The organism is Paenibacillus sp. OV219, assembly GCF_900110075.1.
Lineage (GTDB): Bacteria > Bacillota > Bacilli > Paenibacillales > Paenibacillaceae > Paenibacillus_Z.
The window spans coordinates 75286-93472 of sequence record NZ_FOCJ01000014.1; the positions used below are offsets into that span (position 1 = coordinate 75286).

Consider the following 18187-nt stretch of genomic DNA (forward strand, 5'->3'; position numbering starts at 1 on the left):
CTTGGCGTTAGCGGTCTTCTACGTCACCAAGAATCATAAGTCACTGTTCTATAAGGAATAGCGGTTGCTTGGCAAAAAGATAACCCGATTAGCGCAGTGCGACAGACAGCACTTTGCGGATCGGGTTATTAGGTATGTTCAACTATGGCCAGAAGCTGGCTCCTGCCGCTCTTCCTCAGGCAGCAGCGGGATCGAGATCAGCACTGTCGTTCCTTCGGACTCTGCGCTGCTCACTTGAAACCGTCCGCCATGCAGCTCGACAATCTCTTTGCATATCGCAAGGCCGAGGCCGCTTCCTGACCGCTGGCTTGTCCCTTTGTAGAACTTCTCCGTCACATGTGGTAGATCCTCAGGCGCAATGCCTGGACCTGTATCTTGAATCGTGATCTGGGCTTCACCTGACTTACTTTCGCCTGTCACCGTCACCGTTCCACCGCTAGGAGTGAATTTCAGCGCATTATCAAGCACGTTGATGAACACCTGCTTCAGCCGGTTCGCATCCACCTTCGCTACAAGCGGCTCATCGCTGTATTTGCCAATAATTCGAATGGACTCGCGATGTCCGCGGGCAACGAACTGCCGCAGCGTCTCTCCAATTGTTCGGCGAATGTCGAGTGCCTCAGGATGAAGCACGATGCTCTTGGCATACAGCTTGGAGAAGTCGAGCAAATCCTCGACAAGGCCGGACAGCCTCTCTGTCTCTCGCCCGATAATCGCAAGCCCCTGATTCAGCTCCTCAACGTCGCCAGGATCGCCGGAAGCGAGCGTCTCGCTCCAGCCTCTAATGGAAGTAAGCGGCGTCCGCAGCTCATGCGAGATGGAGGAGATGAAGTCCTCCTTCAGCTTCTCCCGCCGGGTCAGCTCGGATGCCATCGTATTCAGCGTCTCAGCGAGCCGCCCGATCTCATCACGGTCATGGAGATGTACGGCGCGGCGGGTCCAATCCCCCTCAGCCATCTTCTCTGCAACGCGAGTCAGGTTTCGGATCGGCCTTGCTATCCGGTTCGCCATGAGTACACTCATCGTAAAAAAGAGCAGGACGACGAATGAGCCAACAAGCACCGTTATCCATAGGATGTTGCGGACGGTCATATCGACCTCTTCAAGTGACGCCGTATAACGGAACATCGCGACGACTCGCGGTCCTTGCATTACGGGCAAAGTCACGGCTGCGATTCGCTCGCCGGTTACCGGGTCGGCACCGCGCCATATCCCTTTCTTGCCCTTCATCGCCTGATCGACATCAGGCGTCTGCTCCACTTCGCTTTCACCTGCGCTGCTGCCGAGCCCGTTGCTGTCCACAACCAGTGAGCCCGAGCTTGTAAGCAGCTGCAGATGCGTCGTTCCTTCGGACATATTTTGCAGCATATATTTGGCTTTCGCCTTCATCGGCTCATACGCAATCGTGCGAGTATGTATCGCCGCCTCGGTCTCCGCCCGCTGAAGGACGGAACCGACGGCGCTGCTGTAATAATAGTTCCATACAAGCGTGCCGAACATCGTGCCAAGCATAACGACAACGAGAACGATCAAGATGCCGTAGCTTCGAACGATACGGGTTCGAAGGCTGCGGCTCATTGCTCCTCGCCCCTCTTCCATCGGTAGCCGAAGCCCCACAGCGTCTCAATATGGTGCGGCTCGGAAGGGTTGATCTCGATCTTCTGCCGGATGCGGCGGATATTGACGTCAACGATCTTCAAATCGCCGACATAATGGCGGCCCCATACCGAGTTCAAGATATCATCGCGGCTCAAACCTTCGCCTTCCCGCTCCATAAGCAGCTTCACAAGCGTCCATTCCGTCGGCGTGAGCACGATCTCGACGCCTTCCTTCCACAGCTTGCGCTCCGCCGATGAGAGGCGGAATGACCCGGAGCGAAGCTCCGAAGACCGGCGTGCTTGTGCCGCCGGCTGCTCGCTAAGCGCAGCGCTCGCACTGCTAGGCGCGGCTGCTGACGGCGCCGGGAACGCGCCAAGCGGCGGCGGCGAATCGCCCGCTGCGGTGCCCGCCCCTGCTGCCGCGCTAACGCCAGCACTGGCTCCCGCGTCGGTACCGCCGCTCTCGCTCGCCGTGCTGCCTGGCGCACTCGCGCCGGCACTGGCTCCCGCGGCTCTTGTTCCTGCTGCCGCACCGCTTCCGCTCTCGCTTGACGCGGTGCCCGCCCCTGCTGCCGCACTGCCGTCGGCATTGACTCCCGCTGCGGCACCGCCGCTCCCGCTCGCCGCAGCGCTTGGCCCCTGGCCAGCTGCGCCTGCGCCAGCGTCTTCAAGCGGCAGCATACGCCGCCTCAGCGCATGAAGCCGCGCAACCAATTCGCCGGGGCTGAATGGCTTCTGCACGTAATCGTCAGCCCCAAGCTCGAGGCCGCGAATTTTATCTTCCTCCTGCGATTTGGCGGTCAGCATAATAATGCCCATGCGCGGAAACTGCTGACGCAGCTGCTCGCATACTTCAAACCCGCTCATCTTCGGCAGCATCACGTCAAGCAGAGCGACGTCAAAAGGCGGAGAAGCCGTTCGCGCGAGCACAAGCGCGCTCTCTCCGTCTTCCGCCTCCGTCACTTCCATGCCGCCCCGGCGCAAATTAATGCGGACGAATCCGCGGATTGCCTCTTCATCCTCAACGAATAGAATACGCAAGGCTTCTTCTCCCCCCTTCTCTCTTCCTCGAACCTTATGCTTCTGGCAGCAGCCTAAACAGCTGTTTCATCTCCGCTTCATCAGGCGGGAACACGCCGGTCAATTTGCGCGTCTTCTGTTCATCCCCATCTGAATTGGAATCCGAGTCCGAATTGTCCGTATCTGGCGCAGGTTTTTCATTCCAGATCGCGACATAAACAAGTCCATCCCGAGTATCCAGCTCCAGATATCTGCTGCCATCCTCGCTTAGCTTATGCTCTTCTTTGCTCCAATCCGCAATCGGAATGACGCGTAGCGCCAGCACTTCCTTATGCAGCCCTTTGATAGGATCATAAGCATCCAGTGCAGCATCACCGTCGCTGCCATCCTTCAACCGGCTAAACGTATAGTTGCTCCATGAACGCGGAATCGTGATTGCGTACGTCTGGCCTGGATCGACATACTGCTGGCCGACAACGGAGAAATAGCTAAGGCCGTCCCATTGTCTATACTGTTCAATCCAGAGTAGATCACTATAGGCAACGCCTTCGGATTGTCCAGGCGCTTCACGAAGCATGGTCAGATCGAGGATGCCGTCGCCATTGCGATCGCCGCTCAACTGCGTCCTCGCATTAATTTGCACCTGATCATTACCGGTTGCACGCGGCGGATACACTTGAACGAGCTTCCCTGCTTCCCAAGCAAGCATCGTCGTCGTCGAAGAATTCGCACCGATGGAAGCATCAGCAACGATGCCGTAACGATCTGCCGACACCTTGCCCAGCTTCACCTGCAAATAATCGTTCACCGACCCGTCTAGTTCAGCCGCGCCGACCTTCTGAACTTGATTGGCTGCGAATTGATATATCCCGATCGACGCTTGCATTTTATCCCGCTGCAGCTTAATGAGCGCAAGCTCTGGCCGACCGTCTCCTTGCCCATCGCCAATCCCCATCGTGTCGTAAGGCAGCTCCGCAATCGGCTTCGGCACGTTCACCTCGTCAGCACGAACAGCAACATGATACAACGTGAGCATATGCTTCGGCTCTCCGTATTGATTCCATCCGATGAGCAGCTCCGGCTGGCCGTCCCGGTCAAGATCGGCTGTGCGAAGCACGTCAATTCCATAGCTAGACGTCTCCGCGAAAATAAACCATTTGCGCCATGTCCCATTCACATTTCGCAGCACCATCACATGCTGATTTGCGCCCTCATCGGCATAGGTGACGAAAGCTTCCAGCCGCTCATCGCCGTCGGCATCCATCTTCAGCACCGCTGTATTCGTCGACTCCTGCAAGGCGAGCGACAGCTTTGCCCTTGCGGGAAGCTCGCGCTGGACGGCCGCAGCAAGTGCGGCGCTATCCGGCGAAGAGCGCGGACCTTGCAGCAGATCAGCCGGTGTCGCCGTAAACTGGCAGCCGGATAGTACGATTAACACCAACAGCCCGCTAAGGAAGAGCGCGCTTCGCCGTGAGTTGTACTTTCGTTTCATCGTCGCCTTCCCTCCTTGCGGTGCAAGTGCTATTTTTTCGCCTTATGACTCGCTTTGGCAGCCAGCAGTTCACTTACGGTGACGAACGTGTAGCCCTTGTTCTTCAAATCCTTAATAATAAGCGGCAATAGCTGAACCGTGTTGTCGAGCTTGCTGCCGAATGAATGCATCAGAATAATGCCGCCTGGATGCGTATTCTTGTTTACATTAGCCCGCATCATAGCCACTGAGCTGCCCGCCCAGTCCCGCGTATCCACCGACCAGCCGATCAGATCACGGTGATTTTCTTTCATTATCGTCCGCACCAGCGGCGAGACCGCACCGTACGGTGCACGGACAATCCTGGGCACATAGCCGGTCTGCTTATTAATAAGCCCGTCTGCTTGCTTGATTTGGCTAAGAATCTGGTTGCGATCAAGCTTGCTTAGGTCCTTATGTGAATAGCTATGGTTGCCTATTTCATTGCCATCCGCTTTAATGCGCTTCATCATCGTGCCATAGCGGTTCACTTGAATGCCGACCGTAAAGAAGGTGCCATGGACTTTGCTGGCTTTGAGGATCGACAGAATCGCTGGTGTAAAATGCGAATCCGGCCCATCGTCAAACGTCAGCGCAACGAGCTTCGCACCCTGCTTCTGTATATAGTTCACTGCCGGTTCTGTTGGCTTCTGCAGCAGAATCGGCTGTACCGGCTTTGTCTGCACAGGTTTATTCTGCGTGGACGCTGTGCCTGTATGCTTCACACTACCCGCAGCAGCACCTGCCTGACTCGCTGAGCCTGAGACTGATGTGCTTGGCTTCTTCGCCGCTGCATCTTTGTCCGCATCTGTCTCTGCTTTTCTTTTTGCTGGAGTCGCCTCCGGTTTCTCCTGATTGCTGCTGGGCTTCGCAGGCGTTGCAGTCACGAGTGCAATCCCGCCGCCTGTCTTCACCCCAACATCCGCTGTGACAACATCGCTTGTCTGCGATTGGCCAGGAGTCAGTTCAGTATTCGTCTTCGCCTTTGCATCGCCTTGCTTCAACGGCATATTCACATCAATAATGGATGCATGCTTTATCGAATGCGCCTCGTTACCGCAGCCGGTCGTCAGCGCTCCTATCATCAGGGTTACCACAATCATTGCGGCTATTCTACTTCTGCTTCCCGATCGAATCGGCAACCGCATGTTTAATCCCCTCACACTTTCACTTAACTCTATGAACCTACTATACCTTATCTTAATAGAGTTGAGGGTGCTATGTAGTTACAAAGAGGTAACACGAGGCTGGGAAAAATAGCCCAAAACAAAAAACCGCAGCCCTCTTCAGGCTGCGGTTTCTCTATGTCTACTAAAATTATCGCAAAGCTTTCGCAGCGATATCGGTACGGCTATGCATACCGTCAAAATGAATCGCGCTCACCGCTTCGTACGCTTTCGCACGCGCTTCCGCAATATCGCGGCCACGGCCGACGATGCCGAGCACTCGTCCACCATTCGTTACGATATTGCCGTCAGCAAGTGCTGTGCCCGCGTGGAACACGAGCGCGCCTTGTGCCCGAGCAGCGTCGAGACCAGTGATAACACGGCCTTTCGGATACGATGCCGGGTAATTTTCCGATGCGGCGATAACGCATACCGCTGCCTCGTCGCTCCACTCGATCTGAAGCTGATCGAGTCGTCCGTTCATCGAAGCGAGAATAATATCGAGCAGATCGGTGTTCAAGCGAGGGAGCACGACTTGCGTCTCTGGATCGCCCATACGTGCATTGAACTCGATCGTTTTTGGACCGTCTTTTGTAATCATCAGACCTGCGAAGAGCACGCCGCGGAACGGCCGACCTTCACTGACCATCGCACGTGCAGTCGGCTTGATGATGTTCTCAATCGACTCTTCAACGATTGCCGGATCGATATGCGGCAGCGGCGAGTATGTACCCATTCCGCCTGTGTTCGGGCCTTTATCATTGTCGAAGACCGGCTTATGGTCTTGTGCTGGAACCATTGCACGAACAGTCTCGCCATCTACGAAAGCAAGGATCGACATCTCTTGCCCCACGAGACACTCCTCGATTACGACGCGTCCACCGGACTCGCCGAACACTTTGCCGACCATCATGCCGTGCAGCGCTTCTTCTGCTTCTTCCATCGAATAAGCAACCGTTACGCCTTTACCTGCCGCGAGGCCGTCTGCCTTAACGACAACCGGAATCTCTTGCTGCCGCAAATAAGTAAGTGCCGTCTCGTAGTCGGTGAACGACTCGTATTTCGCTGTCGGGATATTGTACTTCTTGAGCAGATCCTTCATGAAGATTTTGCTGCCTTCAATCTCAGCCGCATTCTTCCGTGGTCCGTAGATCGGAATGTTCTGCGCTTCGAACGCATCCACGATGCCATCCGCGAGCGGATCATCCGGTCCTACCACAACAAGATCAACCTCGTTGTCGCAAGCGAACTGGATAAGCTCGTCGAACCGGTTAACCGGGATCGGCGCACATTCCGCCAGCTCAGCAATGCCTGCGTTGCCAGGTGCACAGAAGATTTTGCTTACTTTATCACTCTTGTTCAGCGCCCAGACGATTGTATGCTCACGTCCACCGCCGCCAATAACCATAATCCGCATCGCTTATGCGCCTCCTTCAGCCGGACGGTTCACAACCGTCAGCGTCGTCTCGCCATCCTCAATGCGAATCGTCTTAACTAGAAGTGAGATTTTGTTGTCCGCGTCTAGCAGATTCCAATAGAAGCGCGCTGTCTCTTGCTCATCGTCGAACAACGGAGCCACTTGCGGCTCGCCGGCGAACGATGGCAGCGGATTTCCGTCGCCCACGTAAGTGGAGATGAAGTGTCCGTAACCAGCAATCGCTTGCTCGTAGTGGAAATATTGGCGTTTCGTCTGCGACTCGTCGTTCTCGTTCGATTTCAGAATCGACAGCTTGTATGCGTTCTGTGCATCGTTCAAATCAACGATACCCGAGATGCGTGGCGTGAAATTCGGCGGGTCCGGCTCGTATGTCCGCGCCCCGAGCGCTCCCTCGAACGTACCGCCAGATTTGATTGCTTCCCAGATTGTATCCGTCTGGTCACCATTCGTTACAATATGCGCGCCGCCTTCGTGGCGAAGCGGATAATAAATGATCAGGGATGGGTCTGTCAGCTTCGCCGGATCGCGCGCTTCCGTACGCAGGAAGCCGTTCTCCTCCGGAATGAATACACGGTTGCGGCTGTTCTCGCTGCGTCCCATGATCCAATACACTTGCACGTAGCGCGTTGCATCCGGTGTTAAGCCGATAACGATGCCGCGCCCTGGGTAACTATTCTCTTGCAAACGCTGAACGGTTGCATCCGCCAGAATTTTCCATTTTGTCGTTGTGTTCGTGGACATCCTCGTCGCCTCCTATCAGTGATGAAACAGGCGTACGCCCGAGTAAACCATGACCATACCGTAATCGTTTGCAGCTTCCACAACTTCTTCGTCACGAAGCGAGCTGCCTGCTTGAATGACGTATTTCACGCCGCTGCGGCTTGCCCGATCGAGATTGTCGCGGAACGGCAGGAATGCGTCGGAGCCATAAGAAACGCCTTGAAGACCGCTCAGCCATTCGCGCTTCTGCTCACGCGTCAAACGCGCTGGCACTTCTTCGAAGCAGCGTTCCCATGCCGCTTGTTCAACCGGTGTCACTTCGTCTTCGAGCCACAGGTCGATCGCGTTGTTCTGCTCTGCACGAGACGTGCCCTCGCGGAACTTCATGTTTAGCGCTGCAGGGTGCTGACGGAGGTACCAACGGTCAGCCTTGTCGCCGGCAAGACGCGTGCAGTGAATACGCGATTGCTGACCTGCGCCGATGCCGATTGTCTGGCCATCAAGCGTATAGCAGATCGAGTTGGATTGTGTATATTTCAATGTAACGAGTGCAACAAGCATGTCGCGCTTCGCGTTGTCTGTCACTTCTTTGTTAGCTGTAACGACTTTATCGAACACCGAAGCGTCTGGAACAGCGCTGTTGCGTTCTTGCTGCATCTTCATGCCGAACAGCGTGCGCGTCTCAACTGGATCAGCCACATAATCGGGATCGATCTGAAGAATGAGGTACTTGCCGCCCTTCTTCTGTTTCAGAATGTCGAGCGCTTCCGGCGTATAGCCCGGCGCCACGACGAGGTCGGACACCTCGCGCTTGAGCAGCTGCGCCGTCGAAGCGTCAACGATGTCGCTAAGCGCAGCAGCGTCGCCGAACGAAGACATACGGTCTGCGCCGCGAGCACGCGCATACGCGGTTGCCAGCTCCGACAGCTCCATGCCGTCGACGAAATAAGCTTTTGCCAGCTCTTGCGAAATCGGCGAGTAGACAGCCACACCTGCTGGGCTTACATGCTTGAACGAAGCTGCCGCCGGAAGTCCTGTTGCTTGGCGCAGCTCGCGCACAAGCTGGTATGCGTTCAGCGCATCGAGCAAGTTAATGAAACCAGGGTCACCGTTAACGACAGTTAGCGGAAGGGCTTGGCCGTCCGCGGAGTAGATTTTCGCTTCCTTCTGGTGAGGGTTCATACCGTATCGCAAGGCAATTTCTTTAATATCGCTCATAAGTTCGTTCTTCGTCCTTTCTCGTATCCCATCTTCACGCGGCGCTACCCTGGTCGCGAACTCCGTCCGCCCTGGTCGTGAGCTATGCTCACTGCTCGGGCATGCGTCCGGCTGCTCGGGCATGCGTCCGGCCGCTCGGGTGTGCATCCTATTCGCCGCTTCGTACCGTAACTTTGCGTCCGTCCAGCACAACGCGTCCTTCGGCAATTCTGCGGACCGCAAGCGGCAGCAGCTCGTGCTCTACCGCATGGATTCGCTCAGCCAGCGTCTCTTCCGTATCGTCTTCACGAATTTCAACCGCCTGTTGCATGATGACCGGTCCCGAGTCCATACCGCCGTCGACAAAATGGACCGTCGCCCCAGTCAGCTTGACGCCGTATTCCAGCGCTTGGCGAATGCCCCGCACGCCCGGAAATGCGGGCAGCAGCGCCGGGTGCACATTGATGATGCGCCCATAATAGGGCTTCACAAGCACGTCGGTAATAATTCGCATGTACCCTGCAAGCACGATCAGATCGATGCCTTCCCGCCGCAGGAGACCGACAATCTCTTCTTCGCAAGCTTCCCGTGAAGCGTACGACTTCGGGTCGAAAAGATATGTCTGGACGCTCAGCGCCTCCGCGCGCTGCACGACCGCAGCTGCCGGCTTGTCGCACACGAGCAGCGCGACTTCCGCGGGGAACGCTTCCTCGCGGACCGCTTCAGCAAGCGCCTGGAAATTGCCTCCGTTACCGGAAGCAAATACGGCGATGCGCAGCGGCGAGTTTCCGTCCGTCATTACAGCTCGGCGCCTCCGAATGTGACGATCTTGCTTCCCGAAGTCACTTTGCCAATGATGTATGCATCTTCGCCAAGCTCTTTCGCCGTGCGAAGAGCTTCCTCAGCTTGCTCAGCGCCTACGACGACGACCATGCCGACACCCATGTTGAACGTCGTGAACATGTCACGATCGGAGATGTTGCCTTTTGCCTGCATCAGCTTGAAGATAGGTTGAATCGGCCACGAGCCCATCTCGATGTCCACATTAACGCCTTCTGGAAGCACCCGCGGAATGTTCTCGATGAAGCCGCCGCCCGTAATGTGCGCCATACCTTTCACCGTTACACGGTTGATAAGCTCCAGTACCGACTTCACGTAGATGCGAGTTGGTTCAATAACGACATCGCCAAGCTTCTTGCCGTCAAGCTCAGACAGCGTGTCGTTCAGGCTATAGCCAGCTTGCTCAAGCAGTAAACGGCGAACGAGCGAGAAGCCGTTGCTGTGAATGCCGCTCGATGCGAGACCAAGTACCACGTCACCAGGCTGGATGCTTTTGCCGTCGATGATCTTCTTCTTATCTACGATGCCGACTGTGAAGCCAGCAATGTCGTACTCGTCGCCTTGGTACATGCCAGGCATCTCTGCCGTTTCGCCGCCGATCAGTGCGCAGCCGGATTGCAAGCAGCCATCGGAGATTCCTTTGATAATCGCTTCGATCTTCTCCGGCTCTACCTTTGCACATGCGAGGTAATCAAGGAAGAAGAGCGGCTCTGCGCCTTGAACGACGATATCGTTCACGCACATTGCAACTGCGTCGATACCAATCGTATCGTGTTTATCCATAGCAAAAGCGATTTTCAGCTTTGTGCCTACACCGTCAGTACCCGAAACAAGCACCGGCTCCTCATACTTGTCTTTGTTCAGACCGAACAACGCACCGAAACCGCCAAGGTCCGTCAACACTTCCGGACGGAACGTCTTCTTCACGTGCTTCTTCATCCGTTCGACTGCTTCATTACCCGCCGCAATATCGACGCCGGCTTGTTTATAAGCTTCTGACACGATAGTCACTCCTTAAAATGTTTTGCGGGCTAAGCCATGGCTTCGCCTCGCTTTTTACCTTTATCCTGCCAACCAGTCGGGTTAGCGACGGTTAGATAATCTGCTCTTATACCCCAAGTGAGGAGGAGGCCGGAGGCTGATATGAAGTTGGAAAAGCGTCAGCGGTCGCCTTTGTACAGGAATTTCTACCTATAATCACTTATTGTTCAAAGAAATTCAAGGTACAACAGCGATTGGAAACTCATATCAGCAGCAGGCCATACGGTCTCACCTAACAGCTGCAGCTCTTCTCCGATGTCGGATCAACCGGCGTCGGATAATCATTATCGAAGCACGCCAGGCACATACCGCGATTGTACTCCCCATCGTTACCGCCAACGGCCTCGATGAAGCCATCATGGCTCAGGAAGTGCAACGAATCCGCGTTAATTGCTAAGCGAATCTCCTCCACAGTCTTCTGCGAAGCGATCAATTCCTTGCGGTCCGGCGTATCGATGCCGTAGTAGCAAGGGTTCTTGAACGGAGGCGACGTGATGCACACATGCACCTCAGTCGCGCCTACTTCGCGAAGCAGGTTCACGATGCGAAGGCTTGTCGTACCGCGCACGATCGAGTCATCGATCATAACGACACGCTTACCCTCGACGACTTTACGCACAGCCGACAGCTTCATCTTAACACCTTTCTCACGAAGCTCTTGAGAAGGCTGGATGAACGTCCGGCCGGTGTACTTGTTCTTGATTAGGCCGAGCTCGTACGGGATACCCGTCTGCTCCGCGTAACCGATTGCAGCCGAAATCGACGAATCCGGCACCCCTGTCACAACGTCCGCATCAATGAAAGCTTCCAGCGCCAAGCGCTGACCCATTCTTTTGCGAGCCGAGTGTAGGTTAATACCGTTGATATCGCTATCCGGACGGGCAAAATAGATATATTCCATCGCGCAAGTCGCGCGGCGCTCGAGCTTGTCGAACCGATCCTGACGGAGTCCATCACGATCGAGAATTAACATTTCACCAGGCTGTACATCGCGCTCGTATTCAGCACCGCAAGTCTCTAGTGCACAAGTTTCCGACGCGAACACGTATCCGCCAGCAAGTCTGCCCATTACGAGCGGACGCAAGCCGTTCGGGTCCGATGCGACAACGAGCTTGTCGTTGGTCATCAGAAGGAAAGCAAAGCCGCCAATGAGCCGCTGAAGCGCGTCTTTTGCTGCACTGACAAAATCCTTGCTCGAGCGTGCAATCAGGTGGGCAATAACTTCCGTGTCGCTCGATGTTTGGAAGATCGAGCCTTGGCTCTCAAGCTCCTTACGAATCGACGGCGCATTCACGATATTGCCGTTCGTTGCCACGGCGAGGTCGCCATCGCGGTATTTGAAGATGAGCGGCTGCGCATTCGCCAGCTTGCTCTCACCTGCGGTCGAGTATCGAACGTGACCGATAATACGGTCACCAGGAAGTCCGTCCAGCTTCTGCTGGTCGAATACTTCCTTCACAAGACCCATGCCGCGGTAATGCGTGAACTTGCCGCTATCAGACTCAACAGCTGCCATTCCGGCGCTCTCTTCACCGCGATGCTGCAGCGCATGCAGGCCGTAGTAGCCTAGCGAGCACGCATCCGGGATGCCGAACACCCCGAATACGCCGCACTCCTCACGCAATTTATCAAAAATATCGTCTCGGCCAATGCCTTCGTTATAGTGATCGCCTGTCCACAGCTTCGGCAGCTGTTTTATTTCATCAGACATGGAATCGCATCCTTCCAAACCTTCTCCAGTTCTGCAATGCCAGCGTTAATGCCCGTTTTGCCGTTAACCGATGCGACAACTTCGTTACCACGAACCGTACCGATTGCGGCATTTGGAACGCCTTGCTCTGTCAGGTATTGCTGAAGCGCTGCTGCGTGCTCCGGCTTCGCTGAAAGCAGGATGCGGGATTGCGATTCGCTGAACAGAGCTGCATCCGCGCGCAGGCTTGTCTCTACATTCACTTCAGCGCCAAGCTTGCCGCTAATTGCGGATTCCGCAATTGCTACGGCCAGACCGCCCTCGGACAAGTCATGCGCCGAAGCGACATAGCCTTCACGAATTGCGCCAAGCACGCCATCGAGAAGCAATTTCTCTGTATCCAAGTCAATTTGCGGTGGACGTCCTTCGCTCTTGCCGTGCAGCACATATTGAAGTTCGCTGCCGCCAAACTCATGCTTCGTTTCGCCCGCGAGGATGATAACATCGCCCTCTGTCTTGAAGCCTTGTGTCGTAATATGATCAACGTCGTGCACGAGACCAACCATGCCGATAACCGGCGTCGGGTAGATCGCGCCTTTCGTATTCTCGTTATACAAGCTGACATTACCACCGATAACCGGTGTCTCGAGCTTACGGCAAGCTTCGGAAATACCGTCTGCTGCCTTCTCGATTTGCCAGAACACTTCCGGCTTCTCCGGGTTACCGAAGTTCAGGTTATCCGTAATTGCAAGTGGCTCAGCGCCGGAGCAAACGATGTTACGCGCTGCTTCCGCAACCGCGATACGTCCGCCAACCTCTGGATCGAGGTAAACGTAACGGCCGTTGCAGTCCGTAGTCATCGCAAGCGCCTTGCGTGTGCCGCGAATCGTTACAACCGCAGCGTCTGAACCAGGTTGAACCGCTGTGCTCGTACGAACCATGTAATCGTATTGGTTGTAGATCCACTCTTTGCTCGCTACTGTCGGTGAACCCAACACTTGCTTGAGCGCACCAGTCAGGTCTGTAACTTCTGGATAAGCTGCTGTATCAATTGCACCGTTAGCCGCGTAATAAGCTGGCTCAGCGGATGGTTTGTCATACATCGGGCACTCGTCAACGAGCGCTTTTACCGGCATGTTCGCCACTTCTTCACCTTGATGGAACAGGCGCAGACGGCCGTCGTCCGTCACTTTACCCACCTTCACACAGATAATGCTCCAACGGTCAAAAATCTCTTGAGCTTGCGCTTCATGCTGCGGCTCAACGACGAACAGCATCCGCTCTTGCGACTCAGACAGCATCATTTCGTAAGGCGTCATGCCTTCTTCACGCTGTGGTACTTCGTCGAGGTACAGCTCAAGGCCGTTACCGGCTTTGGATGCCATCTCGGCGCTGGAGCAAGTAAGCCCTGCTGCGCCCATATCTTGAATACCGACAACGATGCCGGAGTCAATCAGCTCAAGCGTTGCTTCCATAACGAGCTTCTCCATGAACGGATCGCCCACTTGCACCGCTGTACGCTTCTCTTCGGACTCTTCGGACAGTTCAACCGATGCGAAAGTCGCACCATGGATACCGTCACGGCCTGTTGCTGGGCCAACATAGAACACCGGGTTACCTACGCCTTTTGCAACACCACGTTGGATCTTGTCATGATCGATTAGACCGACGCACATTGCGTTAACGAGCGGGTTGCCTTCATAGCTCTCGTCGAACATCACTTCGCCTGCAACTGTCGGGATACCGATACAGTTACCATAGCCCGCGATACCGCTAACTACGTTCTCGAACAGATATTTCACACGCGAATTCTCCAGGTTTCCGAAACGCAAGCTGTTCAGCAAAGCTACTGGACGAGCGCCCATTGAGAAAATGTCACGGATAATGCCGCCCACGCCTGTTGCTGCGCCTTGATACGGCTCAACTGCGGAAGGATGGTTATGCGATTCGATTTTGAACACGACTGCTTGGTTATCACCGATGTCGACAATGCCCGCGCCTTCGCCTGGTCCCATCAGAACCTTCGGTCCTGTGATTGGGAATTTCTTCAGAATCTTCTTCGAATTCTTATAGGAGCAGTGCTCCGACCACATGACGCTGAACACGCCGATCTCGGTATAGTTCGGCTTACGGCCTAGAAAACCGCAAACGAGCTCATATTCATAATCTGTAACGCCGAACTGCGTATAGATGCGCTGATCCGCGATTTGTTCTGCTGTTGGCTCCTTAGCCGTTAACTGCTGCGCCATGTTGTTCCCTCCATGCATTCAAAATCGATGTAAACATCCGTTTGCCGTCTGCCGAGCCGAGCAGCTGATCTACAGCGCGCTCTGGATGCGGCATCATGCCAACGACGTTGCCGCGCTCGTTGCAAATACCTGCAATGTTCTCAATCGAGCCGTTCGGGTTCGTATCCCCTGCGTAACGGAACACGATTTGGTTGTTCGCTTTCAGCTGCGCAAGTGTCTCTTCATCGCAGAAGTAGTTGCCTTCGCCATGAGCGATTGGAATATCAATCATTTCACCCGCGTTGTACTCGCTTGTGAAAGCTGTTGTATGGTTAACGACCTCAAGCTGCGTCTGTGCGCAGATGAACTTCATGCCACTGTTGCGGCGAAGTGCGCCAGGCAGCAGGCCTGCTTCAGTCAAAATTTGGAAGCCATTGCAGATGCCGAGAATGAACTTGCCTTGCTCGGCTGCTTTGACTACTTCACTCATTACTGGGGCAAAACGAGCGATTGCGCCGCAGCGCAGGTAGTCGCCGTAAGAGAAGCCGCCAGGAACAAGAATAGCATCGTATGCAGACAAGTCTGTCGCTGTGTGCCAAACGTAGTCAACGGATTGGCCAATTGTATCTTCTACTGCTTTGTAGCAGTCAATATCGCAGTTGGAGCCTGGAAATACGAGTACCGCGAACTTCATCGGTTATCCCTCCAATTCAAAACGGTAGTCTTCAATAACCGTGTTCGCCAGCAGCTTCTCACACATTGCCGTCAGACGCGCTTCTGCTTCCGTGCGATCCGATGTGCTCAGGTTGAGCTCCAGGAACTTACCGATACGAACTTTGCCGACTTCATCGAAGCCCATGGAATGCAATGCGCCTTGTACTGCGCTGCCTTGCGGGTCGAGCACGTTCTGTTTGATTGTTACGTAGACTTTAGCCTTCATTAGTGGGGGTCGCCTCCTGAAAATGTGAGAGTAAGGATGGGATCGCTTCGCAAAACGTGGAATTATCGGACTTCGTCGCTGTTGAACGAACGGAAACTTTGAACAAATACCTGCGGTAGTTTCCTACGTTCAAAGGCGATCGCTGTCGCTCTCCGTCTCGACAATCCACTTCTTTGCTGCGCCCATCCTGGGTGAAACAAAAACCTAGTGCAGGATGCTCTTGGGGAGCATCCTGGGCACCGCTTGCGGGGTGGCTTCCGCCACCTTCGCTGCGCGAGCCCTGTATGTGGTGCGAGCCATCTATGCTTGGCCCGCGTGATTTTACATATCTTAAACCAAGTCTTCGCCTGTCAGCGCTTTGTAGATCGCTAGGTAGCGGTTCGTTGTTTCATCTACGACCGATTGAGGCAGTGGAGCTGGTTTGCTGTCGCGGTCCCAGTCGGAGCCCAGAAGATAAGTGCGTACCGGTTCTTTATCCATGCTGTCGATCTCGATGTCGAACGCATATTTGTCTTTTGCCCAGAAACGCGAGGAGTCCGGGGTAAAGATTTCGTCGATTAGAATGACTTTACCATCAATAAGTCCGAACTCGAATTTGCAATCCGCTAGAATAATACCGCGTTCTTCACAGCGCGCTTGAGCGAATTCGTAGAGAGCAATACTCTTGTCGCGAAGCTCTTCAGCGAGCTCTGCGCCGACCATCTCTTGCATCCGTTCAAAAGGAATATCTTCATCATGACCAACATCGTTCTTTGCAGCAGGCGTGAAGATTGGCTTCTCGAAGCGCTCGTTCTTGCGCAGGCCCTCAGGAAGCTCGATGCCGTTAATTGCCGATGTTTTCACATATTGTCTCCAGCCTCCGCCCGTGATATAGCCACGAACGACACATTCGATATCAATGCGCTCGGCTTTCTTCGAAACCATGATGCGATTCTTGAGCAACTCAGGCTCTGTAACGAGATCGCCAAGCTTGTACACATCGGTGTGCACGATATGATTCGGCATCATCTCAGCCGTCTGTTCAAACCAGAACGTCGACAACCGGTTCAGCACGTTCCCCTTCTCCGGCACCGCCGGGTCCAGTACATAATCGAACGCGCTAATGCGGTCAGTAACGACGATCAAATAATGCTCGCCAAGATCGTACAGCTCACGCACTTTGCCTTTATACAGCAGCGGCGCTTTCACAATCTCCACAGCCGTGGACAACGCTTGTGTCATTCCTGTCCCTCTCCTTTAGGCTTGGTATCGGTATCGATGTTGTTTCAGTTGCAGTTGCGGTTTGCAGTGTGCAGTTGCTTTTAAGGTTGAGTGACGGAGCAGGAGAAAACAGTCTGGAGAAGCGCAGCGTTCGCCAAGGCGAAATGATATGCGTTGCTTAAGCTACGCATATCATTTGCGCCTTTGTACAAGAATTTCCACCTCTAATCACTTACTGTTCAAGGAAATTCAAGGTACAACAGCGATCGGAAGACGTTTTCTCATGCGCAGGCATGCCCTTTTATATCAACTCAAGACGTCTGAAAATCGTATCCACATGCTTCAGATGCCAAGCCGGATTAAACGCATCTGCGATTTCATCCGCCGACAGATGAGCCGTAATTTCCGGCGTCGCTTCAATAATGTCGCGGAATTGGCGCTGCTCTTCCCAAGCTTGCATCGCGCGCGGCTGTACAGTGTCGTACGCTTGCTCGCGGCTAAGGCCTTTATCAATCAGCTTCGTCATGACGCGGCCGGAGAACGGTACGCCGAACGTGCGCTGCATATTGCGTTTCATGTTCTCAGGGAACACTTGCAGGTTCTTGATGATGTTGCCCAGACGATTCAGCATGTAGTTGAGCAGCATCGTCGAATCTGGCAGGATGACGCGCTCAGCCGACGAGTGGCTGATGTCGCGCTCATGCCACAGCGTTACGTTCTCGTAAGCTGTCAGCATGTGACCACGGATAACGCGGGACAGACCGGAGATGTTCTCGCAGCCGATCGGGTTGCGCTTGTGCGGCATAGCCGATGAACCCTTTTGACCCTTCGCGAACGGCTCTTCTACTTCACGGAATTCGCTCTTCTGCAAAGCCCGAATTTCTGTTGCGAATTTATCTAGTGATGTTGCGATCAGTGCCAAAGTGCCGACATACTCCGCGTGACGGTCACGTTGAAGCGTCTGCGTCGAGATTGGAGCTGGCGAAATGCCGAGCTTCTTACAAGTAAACTCTTCAACGAACGGGTCGATGTTCGCGTACGTGCCAACTGCACCGGAGATTTTACCGAATTGAACGCCGTTTGCCGCATGGTGGAAGCGCTCCAGGTTACGTTTCATTTCCTCGTACCACAGAGCAAGCTTCAAACCGAAAGTCGTTGGCTCCGCATGAACGCCGTGCGTACGGCCCATCATCGCTGTGTCCTTATAGACAACTGCTTGGCCGCGAAGGATCTCAATGAAGTTCGTAATGTCCTTCTCAAGAATCTCATTCGCTTGGCGAAGTAGATATCCCATAGCCGTGTCTACTACATCTGTAGACGTCAGGCCGTAATGTACCCATTTACGTTCAGGACCGACTGTCTCGGACACCGCACGCGTAAACGCGATAACGTCATGGCGAGTCTCTAGCTCGATCTCATTGATACGGTCAATGTTGAAAGTTGCATTCTCGCGAAGTGCTTCAACATCCTCACGTGGAATAATACCAAGCTCAACCCAAGCCTCACATGCGCAAAGCTCAACCTCGAGCCATGCTTTGAATTTGTTCTCTTCCGTCCAAATTGCTCTCATTTCCGGTCTGCTGTAACGTTCTAACATCT

15 protein-coding genes are annotated in these 18187 nt (G+C 54.4%); all 15 read right to left on the bottom strand.

The window, feature by feature from the left end:
* Nucleotides 1–138 precede the first annotated feature (138 nt).
* Nucleotides 139–1578 carry a sensor histidine kinase gene (locus BMY11_RS25815; RefSeq protein WP_177182835.1) on the bottom strand — a complete coding sequence of 480 codons (1440 nt, stop codon included), beginning with the start codon at nt 1576–1578 and terminating at the stop codon, nt 139–141.
* The gene (locus tag BMY11_RS29815; RefSeq protein ID WP_371262950.1) at nt 1575–2639 is read right to left on the bottom strand and encodes a response regulator transcription factor; all 1065 of its coding nucleotides are present in this window, start codon (nt 2637–2639) and stop codon (nt 1575–1577) included. The genes BMY11_RS25815 and BMY11_RS29815 overlap by 4 nt, the downstream gene beginning before the upstream one ends.
* Before the next feature lie 34 nt (nt 2640–2673).
* On the bottom strand, nt 2674–4110 hold the full coding sequence (locus BMY11_RS25830; protein ID WP_090582849.1) for an FG-GAP repeat domain-containing protein: 1437 nt from the start codon (nt 4108–4110) through the stop codon (nt 2674–2676).
* A 29-nt stretch (nt 4111–4139) separates the two neighbouring features.
* Nucleotides 4140–5231, bottom strand: coding sequence for a polysaccharide deacetylase family protein (locus tag BMY11_RS25835; RefSeq protein WP_177182836.1), 1092 nt, complete (start codon nt 5229–5231; stop codon nt 4140–4142).
* Between the two features lie 214 nt (nt 5232–5445).
* Complete coding sequence (purD, locus tag BMY11_RS25840) at nt 5446–6711, bottom strand: phosphoribosylamine--glycine ligase (RefSeq protein WP_090582853.1); 1266 nt, start codon at nt 6709–6711, stop codon at nt 5446–5448.
* A 3-nt stretch (nt 6712–6714) separates the two neighbouring features.
* Nucleotides 6715–7473, bottom strand: a complete 759-nt coding sequence (locus tag BMY11_RS25845) for an IMP cyclohydrolase (RefSeq protein ID WP_090582855.1) — start codon at nt 7471–7473, stop codon at nt 6715–6717.
* Between the two features lie 15 nt (nt 7474–7488).
* A complete protein-coding gene (locus BMY11_RS25850; RefSeq protein ID WP_090582995.1) occupies nt 7489–8670 on the bottom strand; it encodes a phosphoribosylaminoimidazolecarboxamide formyltransferase in 1182 nt (393 codons plus the stop codon).
* A gap of 148 nt (nt 8671–8818) precedes the next feature.
* Complete coding sequence (purN, locus tag BMY11_RS25855) at nt 8819–9448, bottom strand: phosphoribosylglycinamide formyltransferase (protein WP_090582857.1); 630 nt, start codon at nt 9446–9448, stop codon at nt 8819–8821.
* A complete protein-coding gene (gene purM / locus BMY11_RS25860) occupies nt 9448–10491 on the bottom strand; it encodes a phosphoribosylformylglycinamidine cyclo-ligase (RefSeq protein ID WP_090582859.1) in 1044 nt (347 codons plus the stop codon). The genes purN and purM overlap by 1 nt, the downstream gene beginning before the upstream one ends.
* 271 nt (nt 10492–10762) lie before the next feature.
* Nucleotides 10763–12241, bottom strand: coding sequence for an amidophosphoribosyltransferase (gene purF / locus BMY11_RS25865; protein ID WP_090582861.1), 1479 nt, complete (start codon nt 12239–12241; stop codon nt 10763–10765).
* Complete coding sequence (gene purL, locus BMY11_RS25870; protein ID WP_090582863.1) at nt 12226–14469, bottom strand: phosphoribosylformylglycinamidine synthase subunit PurL; 2244 nt, start codon at nt 14467–14469, stop codon at nt 12226–12228. Before purL ends, purF begins: the two co-directional genes overlap by 16 nt.
* On the bottom strand, nt 14447–15142 hold the full coding sequence (purQ, locus tag BMY11_RS25875) for a phosphoribosylformylglycinamidine synthase subunit PurQ (RefSeq protein WP_090582865.1): 696 nt from the start codon (nt 15140–15142) through the stop codon (nt 14447–14449). Before purQ ends, purL begins: the two co-directional genes overlap by 23 nt.
* A 3-nt stretch (nt 15143–15145) precedes the next feature.
* Nucleotides 15146–15388 (bottom strand): phosphoribosylformylglycinamidine synthase subunit PurS, encoded by a 243-nt coding sequence (gene purS, locus BMY11_RS25880; RefSeq protein WP_090582867.1) that lies wholly within the window; start codon nt 15386–15388, stop codon nt 15146–15148.
* A 330-nt stretch (nt 15389–15718) separates the two neighbouring features.
* Nucleotides 15719–16609, bottom strand: a complete 891-nt coding sequence (locus BMY11_RS25885; RefSeq protein ID WP_090582869.1) for a phosphoribosylaminoimidazolesuccinocarboxamide synthase — start codon at nt 16607–16609, stop codon at nt 15719–15721.
* 280 nt (nt 16610–16889) lie between these two features.
* Nucleotides 16890–18185: an adenylosuccinate lyase gene (gene purB / locus BMY11_RS25890; protein WP_090582871.1), complete on the bottom strand. Its 1296-nt coding sequence runs from the start codon at nt 18183–18185 to the stop codon at nt 16890–16892.
* Nucleotides 18186–18187 lie beyond the last annotated feature (2 nt).